Source organism: Nocardioides sp. BE266, from assembly GCF_031457855.1.
In the GTDB taxonomy this organism is placed as follows: domain Bacteria; phylum Actinomycetota; class Actinomycetes; order Propionibacteriales; family Nocardioidaceae; genus Nocardioides.
Genome location: NZ_JAURTI010000002.1, coordinates 169,421 through 186,943, shown reverse-complemented (window position 1 = coordinate 186,943; position 17,523 = coordinate 169,421). Strand labels below are relative to the sequence as shown.

Below are 17,523 nucleotides of genomic sequence, written 5' to 3'. Positions count from 1 at the left end.
GATCCCCACGATCCAGCGACTCTCGCCCAGGCCAACGAGCCCGAGCCAGTCAAGGTTATGTTGACACCGCCCGGAGCCGCTGCGAAATCGGGGTCGTGTGACTTTCAACATGTGGACGCCGCGTGGACATCTCCACGCGCGTTCCACGCGAGCCAATCGGCGCGGCCCGATCGATCCTGAGCGTTCCCGAGACTCGTTTTTCGGGTGAATTCAGCGTGGGAGGAGGACGCGCACGGTCGTGCCCACGCCGAGGGCGCTGTCGACCGACACCTCGCCGCCGTGGGCCTCGACGATGGTGCGCACGATGGTGAGTCCCAGGCCGGTGCCGGGCACCTGCCGGCGGCGGGCGTTCTGCCCGCGGTGGAAGCGCACGAACACGTCGCGGAGGTCGTCCTCGTCCATGCCCTCGCCGGTGTCGGCGACCGTGATCTGCACATGCCGCTTCGTGGCGCCGAGGGTGACCGCGACCTTGCCGTCGCGCGGGGTGTAGGTGATGGCGTTGGCGAGGAGGTTGTCGATCACCTGCCGCAGCCGCATCCCGTCGGCGACCGCCACCAAGGAGTCGGGGAGGTCGGACTCGAGGGTGACGCCCGCGCTCGCGGCGTCGACCGCGGCGGAGTCGAGGGCCTCGGACATCACGGTGACCACGTCGACGCGGTAGGGGTCGATGATCGTGGAGCCGGAGGTGGCGCGCGTGGAGAACAGCAGGTCGGCCACGAGGTGCGAGAGGCGCAGGATGTTGCGTCGCGCGGCCGCGATCTGCTGATGGACGTCGGGGCCGATCTCGCCCGAGTCCTCGACGAGCTCGAGGTAGGCCATGGCCGACGTCAGGGGCGTGCGGAGCTCGTGGGAGACCGAGGCGACGAACTCGTCCTTCACCTTGATGGCCCGCATCAGGTCGGTGACGTCCTGGTAGGCCAGGGCGGCACCCGTCAGCACGCCGAGGCGGTCGCGGATGGATCGCGCGGACACCGACAGCGCCCGCCGCGCCTCCGGGTCCTCGCCGACCCAGACCATGAAATCGTCGAACTCCTCGCCGGCCACGGCGCGCGTCGTCGGCATCTCCTCCGAGGTCAGGGCGCGGCCCTCGGCGTCGTACAGGAAGCCGGTCTGCCCCACGCGGCCGCGGTGACCGTCGGGGAACGCGAGGTCCATGAAGTCCTGGTGGCGCGAGTTGTAGCCCTGGTAGGAGCCGTCGGCGTCGAGCAGCAGCAGGCCGACCGCGACCGTGTCGAAGACCGCATCGCCCTTGCGCTGCTCGGACTCCACGGCGGCCTCGGCCGCGTCGAGGCGCTCGACGAACGCGTGGCGCTCGGTCAGGTCGGCGATCTGGGAGATGAAGTGGATCGGGGTGCCGTCGGGGCCCCGGAGCAGCGCGACCGACAGGTCACCGATGAGGATCGACCCGTCCGCGCGGATGTAGCGCTTGGTGAGGCGGTAGGAGCTGATCTTGCCCGCGAGGCACCGGTTGACCAGGCGTAGGTCGCTGGCGAGGTCGTCGGGATGGGTGATGGCCTGGAAGGACAGCTGCGCCATCTGCTCGGGGTCGTAGCCGAGCATGTCGCAGAGGGCGACGTTGGCGGTGAGGAAGTCACCCCCGGGGGACACCAACGCCATCCCGACGGGTGAGTGCTCCACGGTGAGGCGCCACAGGTCGTCGGTCTCGGGCAGACGCGTCTGCTGAGTCACGTGAGCCCCCTTCGCACGCCCGGGCCTGACGTTCTCACGGTAGGAGCAGGACACCCCGCGTGGGAGCCACTTCGGCATAACTGTGGCGAAAATGAGGAAAGCGCTTCCACGAGCCGCTGGTTCCCGAGATTGCCGCGAGCGTCACCGTCGGCTGTTATGTTCCGCCGCGATGAAGACTCTCTCGCTCCGCACCGTCTCTCACACCGTCGCCGGCGCCCTCGCCGCTGCACTGATCGCCGGCTTGCCGGCTCCCAGCGCACAGGCCGAACGAGTGAGGCCCGAGCTCTTCGGGATGGACCTGATCCAGTCCACCGCACCTCCAGCTCCGCTGGAGTCGACGCCCACGATGCGCCTGATCATCAACTGGGCCAAGGTGGAGAAGGAGCCGGGCAGCTACGACTGGTCGACCGTCGACGCCATGATCGAGATGGCGCGGAAGCACGACTCGAGGCCGCTGCTCACCTTGTACGGCACACCGAGCTTCTGGGCCACGCGACCGTCTGCCATCGCGGCATATGTCCGCCCACCCAGGCTCAGCGCCTACCGGGCGTTCGTCAGGGCGCTCGCCCTGCGCTACGGCTCCCGCGCGGACTACCAGCTCTGGGCCGAGATGAACGTGCCCGGCAACTACTTCGGCCCCGTCCGGCACATGGCGAAGATGGCCCGCGTCGCCTCGCAGGAGGTGCACACGAACGCCCCCGGCGCCCAGGTCGTCGCACCGCAGGGGCCGATCCGCTACAAGGAGAACCGCGACTGGTTCCGCGACTTCTGGAGCCAGCGCGTCCACGGGAAGCGGGTCGCGAAGTGGGTCGACGTGGCGTCGCTGAGCGGCTTCCCCCTGCCCAAGCACGGGCCTGAGAAGGGCATTCGCCTGGTGAAGTGGCTGCGCCGCATCACCAGCGAGCAGGGCTTCTCCGGGCCCATCTGGATCGTCGAGATCAACTACGACGTCAACGGCCCCAACCCGACCGTCCCGATCAGCACGGACCAGCAGGTCGCCAACGTGGTGAAGACCTACGTGCTCAACGCCTCCATCGGGACGCAGCGGGTCTACTGGCACTACTGGTCGAGGCCCAAGGACAACATGAACACGGCCATGCTGACCGACGACGGCCAGCTCGCGCCGCCCGGAAAGGCCTTCGGTGTGATCCAGCCGTGGCTCATCGGCACGCGGGCCGAGGAGTGCACGATCACGAAGAACGGCGACCTCTACAGCTGCCTCTTCACCCGCAAGCGGGTGGAGCGGCGCGTCATCTGGACCGTGTCGGGTCGCAAGCGGATGGTTGCCGTCCCGGAGCGCACCAAGCGGGTGTACTCCCCCGACGGGACCGTCCGCAGCCTCGGCTCGCAGAAGCGCGTCCGGGCCGGCGTGGTTCCGGTGATGATCGAGTCCCGGCGGGCGAGCGGGAGCAAGGACGACTCCGGCGACTGACGCCGCACACCGAGCACGGCACGGGGCCCCGACCAGCGCATGGTCGGGGCCCCGTGGCGTCTCGTACTGGTCAGGCTCAGGCGCTGACGAGCACCTGCACCTCGGCGACGGTCCCGGTGGCGGCCACGACGGGCGTGTCCACCGGCTCCGCCTTCGGCGCGAGCGTGCGCAGGGTCCACTCGCCGTCACCGGCGAAGAACCGGAAGTGCCCGGTCGCCGAGGTGGGCACCTCGGCGGTGAACTCGCCGCTGCGGTCGAGCAGCCGGACGTACGCGTTGGGCACCGGCTCCTGGCCGCGCAGGACCTGGCCCTGGATCACGGCCTCCTTGGCCACGTTGACGCCGTCGAGCGACAGGCCGCCCTCAGTTGCTCCGCACATGTCAGGCCTCCCCCGCCTCGTCGCCGAGGGCGACCGGGACGCCCACGAGGGAGCCGTACTCGGTCCACGAGCCGTCGTAGTTCTTCACGTTCTCCTGGCCCAGCAGCTCCTTGAGCACGAACCACGTGTGCGAGGAGCGCTCGCCGATGCGGCAGTAGGCGATGGTGTCCTTTTCCCAGTCGACGCCGGCCTCGGAGTAGATCGCCTTGAGCTCGTCGTCGGACTTGAACGTGCCGTCGTCGTTGGCCGCCTTGCTCCACGGCACGCTCGCCGCGGTCGGGATGTGACCGGCGCGCTGGGCCTGCTCCTGCGGGAGGTGGGCCGGGGCGAGCAGCCGGCCGGCGTACTCGTCGGGGCTGCGCACGTCGACGAGGTTCTGGGTGCCGATCGCCGCGACGACCTCGTCACGGAAGGCGCGGATCGAGGAGTCCTGCTCGGTCGCGGTGTACGACGTCGCCGCGCGGCTGGGCAGGTCGGCGGTCAGCTCGCGGGAGTCGAGCTCCCACTTCTTGCGGCCGCCGTCGAGGAGCTTGACGTCCTGGTGGCCGTAGAGCTTGAAGTACCAGTAGGCGTAGGCGGCGAACCAGTTGTTGTTGCCGCCGTAGAGCACGACGGTGTCGTCGTTGGACACGCCCCGCTCGGAGAGCAGCGCCTCGAACTGGGCCTTGTTGACGAAGTCGCGGCGGACCTGGTCCTGGAGGTCGGTGGTCCAGTCGAGCTTGATCGCTCCCTTGATGTGGCCCTTGTCGTAGGCAGTGGTGTCCTCGTCGACCTCGACGAGGACGATGCCGTCGGTGTCGAGGTTGTCCTCGACCCACTGGGCGGTGACGAGCGAGTTCTCGCGGCTCATGGTGGTGTGCTCCTTGGTGGTGGTGAACAGTCGTGTGGTGGTGCGGGTGGATCGGTGGTCAGGCGGTCAGGCGGCGGGCGAGCAGGTAGACCTCACATCCCAGGCAGAAGGCGAAGACGGCGTTGAGCAGCGCGGCCACCAGCGCGAACCCGACCGCGACCTGCCCGACGAGGGTCGCCCCGGCCAGCAGCGCGACGAGGCCGACGGCGGCGAAGGCGAGGCCCACGGCCTGCGCGAACCGCGGCGGCTCCGGCGCCTCCCACTCGGTCGGCGGCGCCAGGCGCGGCCGGACGAGCGTGCGGAAGAGCCAGGCGTGCGGCGTGGCCTGCACCCCGCGGACCGCGCCGAGGGCGAACAGCGCCGCCTGCACGGCCAGCAGCGCGATGCTCCACGGCTCGGGCAGCAGCAGCACGGCGACCAGCACGACGGCGGTCAGGCCGGCCGTGAGCTGGGGACCGCGCGGGTCGATGCCGCCGTCGGCGGGCGTGCGCACGCCCGGCGTCGTACGACGCGTGGCGGCGGGATGGGTGGTGGACATGTCGCTCCTGGGAAGGGGTCGTGGCCCGGCTCGGTCCGGGCGCGCTGGGGACGTGCGCAGCGCACGGGTCACACCAGAGTAGTCCAGTAATCCACTAGACTTGGATGGTCAGATCTGGCGGACCCGTCAGGACATTCGACACAGCGCCGAGCGCACGCGGCAGTGGTCCACTGCGCGGCGACGGGTGAGCATGGTCGAGGACATGCCGATGACAGTAGGCCGTGCCGGCCGCCCAGGACCGCGCTGTCTCACGATGCGGTCCATGCATCCATATCGTGAGATCAGACGGTGCCGAGCGCGCTCAGCACCTGCGCGCGCGTCGGCGCTCCCGTCGCCCGGGTGACCTCCTGGCCGGCGCCGTCGAGGACCACCGTGGTGGGCGTGCGGAGGATGCCGAAGGCGCGGGTGGCGTCGAGGTGGTGCTCGGCGTCGATCTCGACGTGGGTCACGCCGTCGACCAGGCCGACGACCTCACCGAGGACGCGGCGGGTGGCGCGGCAGGGGGCACAGAAGGCGCTGGAGAACTGCACGAGGGTGGCCCGCTCCCCCAGCGTGCCGCCGACGGCGGCGACGAGCTCGGCGCCCGCAGGGACGTCGGTTGCCTCCGCAGCGACGTCCTCAGCCGGGCGGCGTACGGCATGGGTGCCGCGGAAGCGGCCGTCGGTGGCGAGGCGCCACAGCCCGACGCCGACCGCGAGGACGACAGCGGCGACGGCGATCCAGGCTCCGGTGCTCACGGAGCCCTCAACGCGCGAGGGTCCGCGATGTGTTCCCAGGTCAGCGGGACTGGAGTCGCACCACCTGCTCACGCAGGCGTGCGACCTCGACCTCCAGCTCGAGCACGGCCCGGATGCCGGCGAGGTTGAGCCCCGCGCCGAGCAGCTCGCGGATCCGGTGCAGCCGGTCGATGTCGTCCTCGCTGTAGAGACGGGTGCCGCCCGCGGTGCGGTCGGGCTCCACCAGGCCGCGGCGCTCGTACACCCGGAGGTTCTGGATCTGCATCGAGGTCATCTCGGCAGCCACCGAGATGGCGAACACCCCCACCTCGCGTCGTCCCATCGCCTCTCCTCGACTTCCTGTGCCTCGGGCCTTGATTCTGCCTGACGCATGGAATATAAGAAACCTGTATCACCCGTTACACATCGCGGAGCGCCCCCGACGCGCTCCACCCGATCAGAGAACCAGGAGGAAGACACCATGCTGATCCGCAGCGCAGACCCGTTCCGTGAGTTCGACCGACTCACCCAGCAGGTCATGGGCACCACCAACCGCCCCGTCGCCATGCCGATGGACGCCTGGCGTGAGGGTGATCGCTTCGTCCTCGAGTTCGACCTTCCCGGCGTCAACGCCGATTCGGTCGACCTCGACGTGGAGCGCAACGTCCTGACGATCCGTGCCGAGCGCGTGCCCGGCAACGGCGACTGGCAGATGCTCGCCTCCGAGCGCCCGCGTGGTGCGTTCAGCCGGCAGCTGGTGCTCGGCGACAACCTCGACCTCGAGCGGATCGAGGCGTCCTACCACGACGGCGTCCTCCGGCTGGTCGTCCCCGTGGCGGAGCGGGCCAAGCCGCGCAAGATCGAGCTGCGCACGGACGGCGAGTCACCCGCCGCCATCGGGGCCTGACCCCGATCCACCTCGCCGTCAGAACGCGCCAGACCCCGCGGAGCGAGTGCTCCGCGGGGTCCGCGTGGGTGCCGGAAGGCCGTCAGCGCTTGAGCTTGACGGTCTTCTCGACCTCGGCGTTGCCGTACTTGCCGCCCTTGAGCGTGATCACGAAGACGAGCTTGTTCTTGCCCTTCGTGAGCTTCTTGAGGGTGAGGCGGGCCTTGCCGTTGACCAGCTTGGCCTTGCCGACCTTCTTGTAGACCGGGGCGCCGTACTCGTCCTTGCGGACGATCTTCTTCACCACGACCTTGCCCTTGAACTTCTTGGCCTTGACCTTCTTGGCCGAGACGTCGATCGAGGCCTTGCTGCCCTTCACGGCGACCTTGACCTTCGGCTTCTTCTTGATCACCTGGGAGGAGACCACCGCGGTGCCGTTGAGCAGGCCGTTCTCGGCCGAGACCCGCAGCGTGAGGCGCTTGTTCTTCGCCGCCTTCGTCACCTTGTAGGTGCTGCCGGTGGCCACGAGCGTGTCGCCGATCAGCCACTGGTAGGTGTACGTCGTGCCGCTCTCGAGGGCCCAGACGCCGGGGTAGGCGCGGACCTTGCCGCCGAGGTAGGGCTTGCCGTTGATCTCCGGCTTGCGGAAGGCACGCAGGTCCTGCGAGAGGGCCGCGTTGATGCCGCCGACGGTCTGGCCGCTCTTGACCACGATCTCCTTCGCCTTGGCGAACGAGGTGTTGTCGTACCACTCCGGCGCGTGGACGCGGACATCACCGGTGTTGAACGAGCGGAAGTAGCCGAAGTCGATGAACTGCACCTTGTAGGTGCCGGGCACCAGGCTGGTGGTGGCGTAGGTGCCGTCGTCCTCGACGTAGGTCGTCTGCTCGTCGACCGGGTTGCCCTTCTCGTCGAAGAACCGCACCGCGGTGCCCTCGACCGGCAGGGCGGACTCGGAGGTCACGGTGCCACTGACGCCACCGGTGAGCGGGAGCGCGATGTCGACCGCGCCGGCGGGCTTGCCGACGGTCGGGGCGACCTCGTAGGTCTGGGCGCCGCCGAACCAGCGCGGGAGGCGGGAGTACTGCCCCTCCTCGCGGTCCAGCGTGTCGACCGCCTGGACCTTGAAGGCGTTCTCGGAGGTCTCCGAGAGGCGCGTGAAGTAGTACTGACCGGCACGGTTGGTGCGCACGGACTCGACGTAGTCGGGCTTGTCCGCGTCGGCCGGGGTGTCGTACGCCGTCACCTCGGCGCCGATGACCTTGGCGCCCGAGGAGTCGGTGATCGTGCCGGAGACGTCGACCGTGGCCGGGTCGATGGCCGCGTCGGGGTCGTTCGCGAGCGCGGCGCTGACCTGCACGATGCCGTCGACGCCCACGTCGACCGGGTCGGAGGTCGCGAGGGTCGCCTTGTCGTTGAACCACTCGGAGAGGTACTCGCCGACCGGGTCGGTGAACTGGACGCGGTAGCTGCCGGGGGCGACGCCCTCGATGCGGTAGTTGCCGGTGGCGTCGGTGAGGTCGCTGCCGACCTGCGAGCCGGACGTGGTGTAGACGGTCGCGCGGGCCCGCTCCAGCGGGACGCCGGCGCCGTTGGTGATGCCGCCCTGGACCACGCCGCCCTTCGAGAGGGTCACCTGGCCGAGGTTGGCGCCGGCGCCGACCACGTCGGCCGTGGCCAGCGTGGCCTTGTTGCTGTAGTACTCGAAGGCGTAGCCGGAGGCCGAGAACCGGACCTTGTAGGAGCCCGGGTCGACGCCGACCACCCACGAGCCGTCGGCACGCGTGGAGCCGAAGGTCTCGGTGGTGCCGTCGGCAGCGTTGTAGACCTGGATCGACGCGTCCTCGATCGGCTTGCCGGACGGGGAGATGACCTGACCGGCGAGGGTCGGGCGGGCCGCCAGCGACACGGGGGCGAGGGTGGTCGGGCCGGTGACGCCGACCGGGTCGGCCGTGTCGAACGTGGCCTTGTCGTTGTAGTACTCACTGACGAAGACGTTGTCGTCGTCGCTGAAGAAGAACTTGTAGGTGCCCGGCTCCACGTTGATGCTCACGACGCCGTCGGCCACGACGCTGTAACCCGCGTCGGTGTAGCTGCCGTCCGCCTGCAGCGCGTAGGCGGCGACGTAGCCGTCGAGCACGTTGCCGGCCGGGTCGGTGAGCGTCGTCGTGACGCCGACCGGCGCGGCGTTGGCCGGTGCGGCGACCCCCGTCGCGAATGCTGCCGCGGCGAGCGCTCCCGCTGCCACGATCGATGTCAGGCGCGTGGGTGCGCCCGTCCGTCCAGACTGCATCTGGATCCCCCTGTTCTCGGTTGTCGATGCCGGGCCGCGCCGAACCAGCCGACGGCGCAGCGCGTCGCCAACCAGCACGTCCCCCGTTGCGGAGCCGAATGACCCCGAACGAGGAGCATCTTCACCTATTCGGACCCGTTTCAAACACCCGGGTCCGGAACCCCTTGCGTCAGCCGCCTGCGAAGGGGGGCAGCAGCTCGACCACCGTGCCCGGTGCGACGAGCACCGAGGCGGGGTCCTGCGAGCGCACCGGCTGGTCGCCGAGCAGCACCGAGCACACCGCGACGGTGCGGGCCATCCGGTCGTCCGGGTGGCGTTCGAGGACACGCGAGACGACCTCGGAGAGAGGCAGCGCGCCGGTCACCACGAAGGTGTCCTCGGCCGTGCCGGCGGCCGCGCGGGCGCCCGCCCAGTAGCGCACGGTGACCGTCTCATCGCCGCGATCGCGCCCGGATGCCGTACTCATGCGGGATATCCTTCCTCATCCCCGGCTGAGAGGAGGGCCCCGCCATGAGCGCCCTGCTGCTGCTCACTGGTGCGCTCCAGCCCTCCGCCGAGGTGCTGCCGGGGCTCGCGCTCCTCTCGCACACCGTGAAGATCCTCCCCGCCCAGGGCAGCGCGCTGCTCGACGCGCCGGAGTCCGACCTCGTCCTCGTCGACGGCCGGCAGGACCTCGCCGCCGCGCGCGACCTGTGCCGCCTGATCCGCACCACGGGCGCGGACGCGCCGGTGCTGCTCGTGGTCACCGAGGGCGGCCTGGCCGTCGTCGCCCACGACTGGGGCATGGACGACGTCGTGCTGCACACCTGCGGCCCTGCCGAGCTCGACGCCCGGATCCGGCTGGCGATCGGCCGCTCCAGCGCCGCCTCGCCCGACGACCCGACCGCCCACGTGATCCACCGGGGCGAGGTCGTCGTCGACGACGCGACCTACACCGCCCGCATCGGCGGACGCCCGCTCGACCTGACCTACAAGGAGTTCGAGCTCCTCAAGTACCTCGCCCAGCACCCAGGCCGCGTCTTCAGCCGCGAGCAGCTGCTGCAGGAGGTGTGGGGCTACGACTACTTCGGCGGCACCCGCACCGTCGACGTGCACGTCCGGCGGCTGCGCGCCAAGCTCGGCACCGAGCACGAGCACCACATCGGCACGGTCCGCAACGTCGGCTACCGCTTCGTGCTGCCCAGCCGCGACAAGGACGCCGAGGGCGTCACCGAGGCTCAGCCGAGCGAGTCGCGCCCGTAGGTGAAGCGGGCGCACGCCTGGCGCGGGTCGCCGACGACGGCGACGGGCCGGTACGACGTCCGGCGACCGCCGCGACGCACCGACAGCCGCGGCCTGCGGCCGTCGACGTACGTCACCTGCTCGACCTCGCTCCACGGCACCACCTCGGTGTCGGGGTCGGCGAGGAGCTGCAGCCCGGTGCGTCGCATCGAGTGCACCAGGAGCTGTGCTGGCGTCTTGCGCGGGCGCAGCGGCGGGATCGCGAGCTGCTCGCGATAGGTCAGCTGCCGCACGGCGAGACCCGCCTCGGTGACGTGCACGACCGGGGTCGTCCAGCGCCACGTCGGCTTCATCACCAGGACGGCCAGCACCTCCGGGCCGGCCGGGCCGAGGACCGCGCTGCTGATGCTCGGGTACCAGGTGCGCGAGATGCCCTCCTCGCGCAGCACCTCGAGCAGCCAGTCCGACATCGACGGGTTGTCGGGCACCGCGGCGACGAGCCCCGCGACGTCCACCTCCAGGTCGGCCTCGTCGACGATGACGTCGGGTCGGTCCCAGCGCAGCACGTAGGACGCGTGCCCCGCGCTGACGAGCGCCGTGCGGACGAGGACCTCGAGGCTCTCGCGCACCAGCTCGGCGACCGCCTCGTCGTCGAGAGTTCGCCCATCCGCGAGGAGCTCGGCGAGCTCGCGGCCGCGGCCCTGCGCCACCAGGTGCAGGGCCTGGCTGAGGTCGGAGGCGCCGTCGGTCAGGGTGTCGACGGCCGACATCACCACGAGCGCCCGCTCCTCGTCGCGACGGCGGTTGCCGAACAGCACGGCGCGCTCCCACGCGACCCGGGTGAGCGACTCCTCGCGGGCCAGGTGCTCCTCGACCCGCTCCGTCACGGCCGGGGCGTCGGAGAGCACCAGCAGGGCCGGCTCGTCGTCGGGGACGACCCCCGAGTCGGTGTGCGCCTCGCGGCCCCACTCGTGGAGCCGCTCGATGCGCTTCGCCGTCGGCGGGTGGGTGTCGAACGGGGAGTGCGGCTCCTCGGCGATGAGGCGGTCGACGTCGAGGTCGCTGCGTGCCGGGTCGGAGAGGAACTCGGCGTAGCCCGAGAACAGGCCGCGCGGCACCATGCCCACGCTCGCGCCGACGGTGGCGTACTCGTGCACGTAGGTGGACCACGTCGACGACGACGACGCGACGGCGCGCATGGCCGAGACACCGTTGCTCGATCCGGCCAGCGTGGCCGCCCAGCGGTCGGCCTCGAGCTCCTGGTGGCGCCAGAGCGCGTGCAGGACACGGGTGTAGCCGCTGCGGTAGCTGCGGAACACCCAGCCGAGCGCGTGCCGCGGACCGAGGCCGGCGACGACCTCGTCGAGCGCGACCAGGCCGCGGCGCGTGACGCCGGTGAGGGCGGTGTGGCGCTCGCTGTAGTGGCCCATCTCGTGGCCGAGCACCCACAGCAGCTCGCTGCGAGTGAGGGTCTGGAGCAGGGGTACGCCGATGTAGAGGACGCGCGCGCCGGGGACCAGCCCCAGCAGGCGGGAGCTCTCGGTGACGCCGGCGTTGGCCTCGGCGACGAGGCGCACCTCGTCGGGCTCGGGCGTGCCGACGCCGCCGGCGGCCTCGCGGACCAGGCGCCACAGGTCGGGCTGCCCGACGGGCGAGACCTCCACCCCGTCCGGCGCGACGGGCGTCGTGCGGAAGACGCGGGTGAGCGCCACGACGAGCACGAGGGCCACCGCGGCCAGCACGGCGCCGACCAGCACTCCTCCCGGGAGGCCGCTCGCGAAGATCCAGGCCACCGCGGCAAGGAGCCCGCCGAGCACCAGGGCGGCGAGCACGAAGACGCCCGCGAGCATCACGACAGCCAGTCCTGCACGCAGCCGTGCCAGCATCCTGCTCACCCCTTCTTGTCCCGAGCGCCGCACATGTTGCCCGACCCGCCTGCGTCCCCGTGGCGCTTCGCCGGAATCGCAACCGGCCGGAGACCTCGCCGCGACCGCGCCGCTAGGGTCGCCACGTGGACCAGGTCATCGCGATCGCCGACGAGGCCGCTGCTGCTGACGGGGCCTCGCCGCTCGACGAGGCCGCCCGGATCGCCCTCGCCGACGGTGCGGCAGAGGTGCTCCTCGAGGACGACGGCTTCGCGCTGCTGCACGACGGCGACCTGTCGCTCGCCGTGCGTCCGGCGGCCCGCGGTCGCGGGATCGGTGCTGCGCTGCTGGCCCGCGCCTCGTCGTCGTACGGCAGCGGGGTGACGGCGTGGTCGCACGGCAACCACCCGGCCGCTGCCCGGCTCGCCGCCAGCCACGGGTGGGACAAGGTGCGCGACCTCTGGGTGATGCGGCGCCCGACCTCGCTCACGCTGCCGGCCCTGTCGGTGCCGGACGGCGTGACGGTGCGCGGCTACCGGCCGGACGATGCCGAGGCGGTCGTCGCGGTGAACGGCGCGGCCTTCGCGCACCACCCCGAGCAGGGTGCGATGGACCTCGACAACCTCGCCCGCCGGATGGCCGAGCCGTGGTTCGACCCTGCCGGCCTGCTCGTCGCCGAGGACGCGTCAGGGCTGCTCGGCTTCCACTGGACCAAGCAGCACGACGCCGAGCACGGCGAGGTGTACGTCGTCGGCATCGCGCCCGCCGCGCAGGGCCGCGGCCTCGGCAAGCTGCTCACCCTCGCCGGGCTGCACCACCTCGCGGGCCTCGGCGTGGCCGAGGTGCTGCTCTACGTCGAGGCCGACAACGCCCCCGCGGTCGCGGTCTACTCGGGCCTCGGGTTCGCCCACGCGGACGCCGACACCCACGTGCAGTACCGCCGCCGGGCCTGACCCGCCTCATCGCGATGTCTGAGGACGTGGTGAACGTCCGGGACCCCTGATCGCGTTCACGACGTCCTCAGATATCCCGTCGGTCGGGGCGGCACCGGAGGCGTCAGCGGAGGGGGCGGACGTGGAGCCCGACCTCGGGGTCGACGACGACCTCCTGGGCGGCGGGCATCTCATCGACGGTCAGGGCGGCGTCGACCGGGACGTTGCGCTTGACCAGCGCGAGGGCGATCGGGCCGAGCTCGTGGTGGCGGGCGCTCGAGCCGACGAAGCCGACGTCGCGGCCGTCGTACGACACCGGGGAGCCGGCGGCGGGCAGGCGGTTCTCCGAGCCGTCGAGGTGGAGCAGCACGAGGCGGCGCGGCGGCCGGCCGAGGGTGTGCACGCGCGCGACCGTCTCCTGGCCGCGGTAGCAGCCCTTGTCGAGGTGGACGGCCGGGCCGATCCAGCCGACCTCGTTGGGGATCGTGCGGTGGTCGGTGTCGAGACCGAAGCGCGGCTCGCCGCGCTCGATCCGCAGGGCCTCGAAGGCCCAGAGCCCGGCAGCCGGGCCGGCTGCCTCGGCGTATGCCTCCATGCGGTCGCGGGGCACCAGGTCGTAACGCCCCATCCCGTCGCCGGGGCGCCACATCACGGCGAGGTCGTCGACGAGGGCGACCTCGACGCGGGTCATGAAGATCATCTTCTGGAGCCACTCGACCAGCGCGGGGCCGGCGCCGGGCTCGGTGTGCGCGGTGAACGCCTCGCCGTCGTCGACGCCGGTGAAGGCGTGCTCGACATGACCCTGCGGGCTCAGCACGAGGGCCTGCGTCCAGGTGCCGGGGGCGAGGCCGTCGAAGTACTGCGTCGTGAGGTTGTGCAGCCAGCCCAACCGCTCGGGGCCGGAGATCCGGAGCACGTCGCGGTGCGACAGGTCGACGAACCCGTCCCCGCCGGCGAGGCTGCGCTGCTCGGTGTTGAACGAGCCGTAGTGCGCGGCCACCGGGGCGTCGATGCCGTCTCCGGCGACGGCTCCGGGCAGGGCGAGGAGAGGGCTGGCCATGGCTTCTAGTCTAGGCCGGGTCCCCGAACCGGGCCGCTGAGTCTCCGAGGGACTCAGGTCCCAGCGCAGTCGGCGCAGGTGCCGAAGATCGCCAGATGACCGACGTCCACGGTGAAGCCGTCGTCCGCCAGCGTGGCGACGACCGGAGCGACCAGGTCGGGGTCGTACGAGCTGACCGTGTGGCAGCGCCGGCACACGACGTGGACGTGCTCGTGCTCCAGCGTGGAGTGGTACGTCGGCGCCCGGTCGCTCAGGTGCGTGTGGCGCACCAGCCCGAGCTCCTCGAGCACCTCGAGCGTGCGGTAGACGGTGGAGGCGTTGACCGAGCTGACCTGGCTCTGCACGTGGGCCAGGACCTCGTCGGGCGTGGCGTGGCGGAGGTCCTCGACGGCCCGGAGGATCAGCTGGCGCTGCGGGGTGAGCCGCAGCCCCTGCTCGCGCAGGCGCGCCGCGAGGTCGTCGCTCATGCGCGTTGGAGGCGGGCCCAGGTGTGGGGCTGGAGCTCCTGGCCGACGGCGGCCATGTCGTAGGCGTAGAGCAGGTCGCCGTCGACGTTGCCGTACATCCGGGAGCCGCCGTTGACCTCCTTGGCCGTCTCGGTGAACGCGACGCCGGCGGTGTGCAGCTCGAGCTTGCCGCCCTCGGCCGCGCCGTACCAGATCTCGGAGAACCCGATGTTGTGCGAGAGGAGGAACTCGACCTTGCCCGGCTCGGGGCAGCGCAGGAAGCCCGTCTCCATCGCGGCGTCGCGGACGAACTCGCCCGCCTCGTCGACGATCCAGGCGCGCGACATGTAGTGGAAGAACGGACGCCCGTCGTGGGTGAAGATCAGCTCCTGGCCGAACTGGAACGACTCGATCGTCGGGTAGGCGCCGTGGCCGTTGCCGCGCCAGGTGCCGAGCAGCCAGGCGACGGGGCCGCAGTTGGGGTGCAGGTTGTCCGGCAGCTCGAAGGGCATGGGCGCCACTCTAGGGCGTGCCTCCGGCCCACGGCCGGCGCGCAGCAGGCTGTGGCGCCGGTGGCCCGCCCTTAGTGTTTGGCCATGGCTCGATCACTGGTCGTCAAGGTCACCTGCGGTGCCGAGGACGCCGAGCGCTGCAACCAGGCCTTCACGGTCGCTGCGGCGGCCGCCGCAGCCGGCGCCGACGTCTCGCTCTGGCTCACTGGGGAGGCCGCGTGGTTCGGCGTGCCGGGCCGCGCGGAGGAGTTCGAGCTCTACTTGGCCACGCCGCTCGACCAGCTGATGGCGGCCGTGCTGACGAGCGGCACGATCACCGTCTGCTCGCAGTGCGCGGCCCGCCGCGGGCTCGCCGAGGGCGACCTGCGTGAGGGCGTACGCATCGCCGGCGCCGCCGTGTTCGCCGAGCAGGTCCTCGGCGACGGCGTGCAGGCGCTCGTCTACTGATCGGAGCGTCATCTGACGTTCACCTTTCGGTGCCACACTGGTCGACATGTCCGACCCGGCCACCCTCACCAGCACTGTCTCGCCGTCGGTGGAGGAAGGGCCGGTCGCCGAACCCTTCGGCCACCCGACGGACACCTTCGACGTCGAGCCGCCCTACACCCCCGACGATGCGGCCATCGAGGCCGTGGAGAAGTTCGAGGACCGGTTCATCGACCGCGAGATCTCGTGGGTGCGGTTCAACCAGCGGGTGCTCGAGCTGGCCGAGGACCCGACGCTGCCGCTGCTGGAGCGGGCCCGCTTCCTGGCGATCTTCGCCAGCAACCTCGACGAGTTCTTCATGGTGCGCGTCGCCGGCCTCAAGCGGCGCATCGACGCCGGAGTGGCGGTCCGCGCGGCCAGCGGGCTGATGCCCCGCGAGCAGCTCGAGCAGCTGTGGACGAGCAGCCGCGCCCTGATGGAGCGGCACGCCCAGGCGCTGGTCGACCTGCTGCCCGAGCTCGGCAGCCAGGGCATCGAGATCGTGCGCTGGGCCGACCTCGACCGCGAGGAGCAGAAGGTCTGCAAGAAGCTCTTCAAGGACCGGATCTTCCCGGTCCTCACGCCGCTGGCGGTCGACCCGGCCCACCCGTTCCCCTACATCTCCGGCCTCTCGCTCAACCTGGCCGTGGTGGTGCGCCATCCCAAGACCCTCACCGAGCACTTCGCGCGGGTGAAGGTGCCGCCGACGTTCGGCCGCTTCGTCGGGCTCGGCAACCAGCGCTTCGTGCCGATCGAGGACGTCATCGGCGAGCACCTCAAGCGCCTCTTCCCCGGCATGGACGTGCTCGGCGCGCACACCTTCCGCGTCACCCGCAACGAGGACCTCGAGGTCGAGGAGGACGACGCGGAGAACCTCCTCAAGGCGCTCGAGAAGGAGCTGCAGCGGCGCCGCTTCGGCCCGCCGGTGCGCCTCGAGGTCGAGCAGTCGATGGACCCCAAGGTGCTCGACCTGCTGGTCTCCGAGCTCGGCGTCAGCGTGGACGAGGTGGTCTCGCTCCCGGGCCCGCTCGACCTCACCGGCATGCACTCGATCGCCGACCTGCCGCGCGACGACCTGAAGTACGCGGCGTACCTCCCCTCGACGCACCCGAGCCTCGCCGAGGTCGAGTCCGCCTCCCCCGTCGACGTCTTCGACTCGGTGTCGCGCCACGACGTGCTGCTGCACCACCCCTACGACTCGTTCGCCACGTCGGTGCAGCGCTTCCTCGAGCAGGCCGCGGCCGACCCCCACGTGCTGGCGATCAAGCAGACGCTCTACCGCACCTCCGGCGACAGCCCCATCATCGAGGCGCTCATCGACGCCGCCGAGGCCGGCAAGCAGGTGCTGGTGGTGGTGGAGATCAAGGCGCGCTTCGACGAGCAGGCCAACATCCGCTGGGCCCGCAAGCTCGAGCAGGCGGGCTGCCACGTGGTCTACGGCCTGGTCGGGTTGAAGACCCACTGCAAGCTGTCGATGGTCGTGCGCGACGAGCCCGACGGCATCAAGCGCTACGTCCACCTCGGCACCGGCAACTACAACCCGAAGACCGCCCGGATCTACGAGGACCTCGGCCTGCTCACGGCCAACCCGGAGATCGGCGAAGACGTCGCGCTGCTCTTCAACAACCTGTCCGGGATCAGCCGCAACCGGACCTACGACCACCTGCTCGTGGCGCCCCACAGCGTGCGTGACGGGCTGATCGCCCAGATCCACCAGGAGATCGCCCACCACGAGGCCGGTCGCGCCGCCGGGATCCGGATCAAGGCCAACTCGATCGTCGACGAGGCGGTGATCGACGCGCTCTACCTCGCCTCGCAGGCCGGCGTCCGCGTCGAGCTGGTGATCCGCGGCATCTGCGCGCTCCGCCCGGGCGTGCCCGGGCTGTCGGAGACCGTGCGCGTGCGCTCGGTGCTGGGGCGCTTCCTCGAGCACAGCCGGGTGTTCTGGTTCGAGAACGACGGCGCTCCCGCGGTGTGGATCGGCTCGGCCGACATGATGCACCGCAACCTCGATCGCCGCGTCGAGGTGCTCGTCCAGCTCCTCGACGAGCACGTCATCGCCGACGTCGGCGCGCTGCTCGACCTGGCCCTCGACGAGGAGACCTCCGCCTGGGACCTGCAGGCCGACGGCGAGTGGGTGCACCACAGCGGCGTACGACACCTCCAGGACGAGCTGATCGCGCGCCAGCGCAGCCGCCGGCGCTGATCAGGGGCCGTTTTCGAGCGACACGCCGGGCGA

General features: G+C 71.1%; 18 protein-coding genes. 6 read left to right on the top strand and 12 right to left on the bottom strand.

The features are described from left to right. Window positions 1–210 precede the first annotated feature (210 nt). Window positions 211–1,689, bottom strand: coding sequence for an ATP-binding protein (locus J2X46_RS05245; RefSeq protein ID WP_310247754.1), 1,479 nt, complete (start codon window positions 1,687–1,689; stop codon window positions 211–213). A 169-nt stretch (window positions 1,690–1,858) separates the two neighbouring features. Between J2X46_RS05245 and J2X46_RS05240 the strand changes: the two genes are divergently transcribed. Continuing rightward, complete coding sequence (locus tag J2X46_RS05240; protein WP_310247752.1) at window positions 1,859–3,121, top strand: hypothetical protein; 1,263 nt, start codon at window positions 1,859–1,861, stop codon at window positions 3,119–3,121. A gap of 76 nt (window positions 3,122–3,197) precedes the next feature. On the opposite strand, the gene J2X46_RS05235 is transcribed toward J2X46_RS05240, so the two are convergent. From J2X46_RS05235 to J2X46_RS05215, 5 genes are all read right to left on the bottom strand, one after another. Continuing rightward, a complete protein-coding gene (locus J2X46_RS05235) occupies window positions 3,198–3,500 on the bottom strand; it encodes a DUF1416 domain-containing protein (RefSeq protein ID WP_310247750.1) in 303 nt (100 codons plus the stop codon). A 1-nt stretch (window position 3,501) separates the two neighbouring features. Beyond that, window positions 3,502–4,350, bottom strand: coding sequence for a sulfurtransferase (locus J2X46_RS05230; protein WP_310247748.1), 849 nt, complete (start codon window positions 4,348–4,350; stop codon window positions 3,502–3,504). 58 nt (window positions 4,351–4,408) lie between these two features. Further along, on the bottom strand, window positions 4,409–4,888 hold the full coding sequence (locus J2X46_RS05225) for a DUF4395 domain-containing protein (protein ID WP_310247746.1): 480 nt from the start codon (window positions 4,886–4,888) through the stop codon (window positions 4,409–4,411). 281 nt (window positions 4,889–5,169) lie between these two features. Then, window positions 5,170–5,625: a thioredoxin family protein gene (locus J2X46_RS05220; protein WP_310247743.1), complete on the bottom strand. Its 456-nt coding sequence runs from the start codon at window positions 5,623–5,625 to the stop codon at window positions 5,170–5,172. 40 nt (window positions 5,626–5,665) lie between these two features. After that, window positions 5,666–5,947, bottom strand: a complete 282-nt coding sequence (locus tag J2X46_RS05215; protein ID WP_310247741.1) for a MerR family transcriptional regulator — start codon at window positions 5,945–5,947, stop codon at window positions 5,666–5,668. 138 nt (window positions 5,948–6,085) lie between these two features. Here J2X46_RS05215 and J2X46_RS05210 point away from each other — a divergent pair, with 138 nt between their 5' ends. Further along, a complete protein-coding gene (locus J2X46_RS05210; protein ID WP_310247738.1) occupies window positions 6,086–6,511 on the top strand; it encodes an Hsp20 family protein in 426 nt (141 codons plus the stop codon). Window positions 6,512–6,593: 82 nt separating this feature from the next. On the opposite strand, the gene J2X46_RS05205 is transcribed toward J2X46_RS05210, so the two are convergent. Together J2X46_RS05205 and J2X46_RS05200 are read right to left on the bottom strand one after the other, a co-directional pair. Next, entirely contained in the window at window positions 6,594–8,783 is a 2,190-nt protein-coding gene (locus J2X46_RS05205) for a carboxypeptidase-like regulatory domain-containing protein (RefSeq protein ID WP_310247736.1), read from the bottom strand. Window positions 8,784–8,952: 169 nt separating this feature from the next. Then, window positions 8,953–9,249: a MoaD/ThiS family protein gene (locus J2X46_RS05200; protein ID WP_310247733.1), complete on the bottom strand. Its 297-nt coding sequence runs from the start codon at window positions 9,247–9,249 to the stop codon at window positions 8,953–8,955. Between the two features lie 44 nt (window positions 9,250–9,293). Between J2X46_RS05200 and J2X46_RS05195 the strand changes: the two genes are divergently transcribed. Further along, window positions 9,294–10,025, top strand: a complete 732-nt coding sequence (locus J2X46_RS05195) for a response regulator transcription factor (RefSeq protein ID WP_310247730.1) — start codon at window positions 9,294–9,296, stop codon at window positions 10,023–10,025. Here the strand turns inward: J2X46_RS05195 and J2X46_RS05190 are convergent. Beyond that, window positions 10,001–11,890, bottom strand: coding sequence for a M48 family metallopeptidase (locus tag J2X46_RS05190; RefSeq protein ID WP_310249175.1), 1,890 nt, complete (start codon window positions 11,888–11,890; stop codon window positions 10,001–10,003). The two genes, J2X46_RS05195 and J2X46_RS05190, sit on opposite strands and share 25 nt — an antisense overlap. Before the next feature lie 125 nt (window positions 11,891–12,015). On the opposite strand from J2X46_RS05190, the gene mshD reads away from it, so the two are divergent. After that, the gene (gene mshD / locus J2X46_RS05185) at window positions 12,016–12,822 is read left to right on the top strand and encodes a mycothiol synthase (protein ID WP_310247727.1); all 807 of its coding nucleotides are present in this window, start codon (window positions 12,016–12,018) and stop codon (window positions 12,820–12,822) included. A 103-nt stretch (window positions 12,823–12,925) separates the two neighbouring features. Here the strand turns inward: mshD and J2X46_RS05180 are convergent, their stop codons facing one another. The 3 genes from J2X46_RS05180 to J2X46_RS05170 are packed head-to-tail and all read right to left on the bottom strand — an operon-like array spanning window position 12,926 to window position 14,819. Beyond that, a complete protein-coding gene (locus tag J2X46_RS05180; protein WP_310247725.1) occupies window positions 12,926–13,861 on the bottom strand; it encodes a glycine cleavage T C-terminal barrel domain-containing protein in 936 nt (311 codons plus the stop codon). A gap of 53 nt (window positions 13,862–13,914) precedes the next feature. Beyond that, window positions 13,915–14,328, bottom strand: coding sequence for a Fur family transcriptional regulator (locus J2X46_RS05175; protein WP_310247721.1), 414 nt, complete (start codon window positions 14,326–14,328; stop codon window positions 13,915–13,917). After that, a complete protein-coding gene (locus tag J2X46_RS05170; RefSeq protein ID WP_310247719.1) occupies window positions 14,325–14,819 on the bottom strand; it encodes an FABP family protein in 495 nt (164 codons plus the stop codon). The genes J2X46_RS05175 and J2X46_RS05170 overlap by 4 nt, the downstream gene beginning before the upstream one ends. 84 nt (window positions 14,820–14,903) lie before the next feature. Here J2X46_RS05170 and J2X46_RS05165 point away from each other — a divergent pair, with 84 nt between their 5' ends. Both J2X46_RS05165 and J2X46_RS05160 read left to right on the top strand, forming a co-directional pair. Beyond that, the gene (locus tag J2X46_RS05165) at window positions 14,904–15,266 is read left to right on the top strand and encodes a DsrE family protein (RefSeq protein WP_310247718.1); all 363 of its coding nucleotides are present in this window, start codon (window positions 14,904–14,906) and stop codon (window positions 15,264–15,266) included. A gap of 46 nt (window positions 15,267–15,312) precedes the next feature. Next, entirely contained in the window at window positions 15,313–17,490 is a 2,178-nt protein-coding gene (locus J2X46_RS05160; protein WP_310247716.1) for an RNA degradosome polyphosphate kinase, read from the top strand. Window positions 17,491–17,523: the final 33 nt, after the last annotated feature.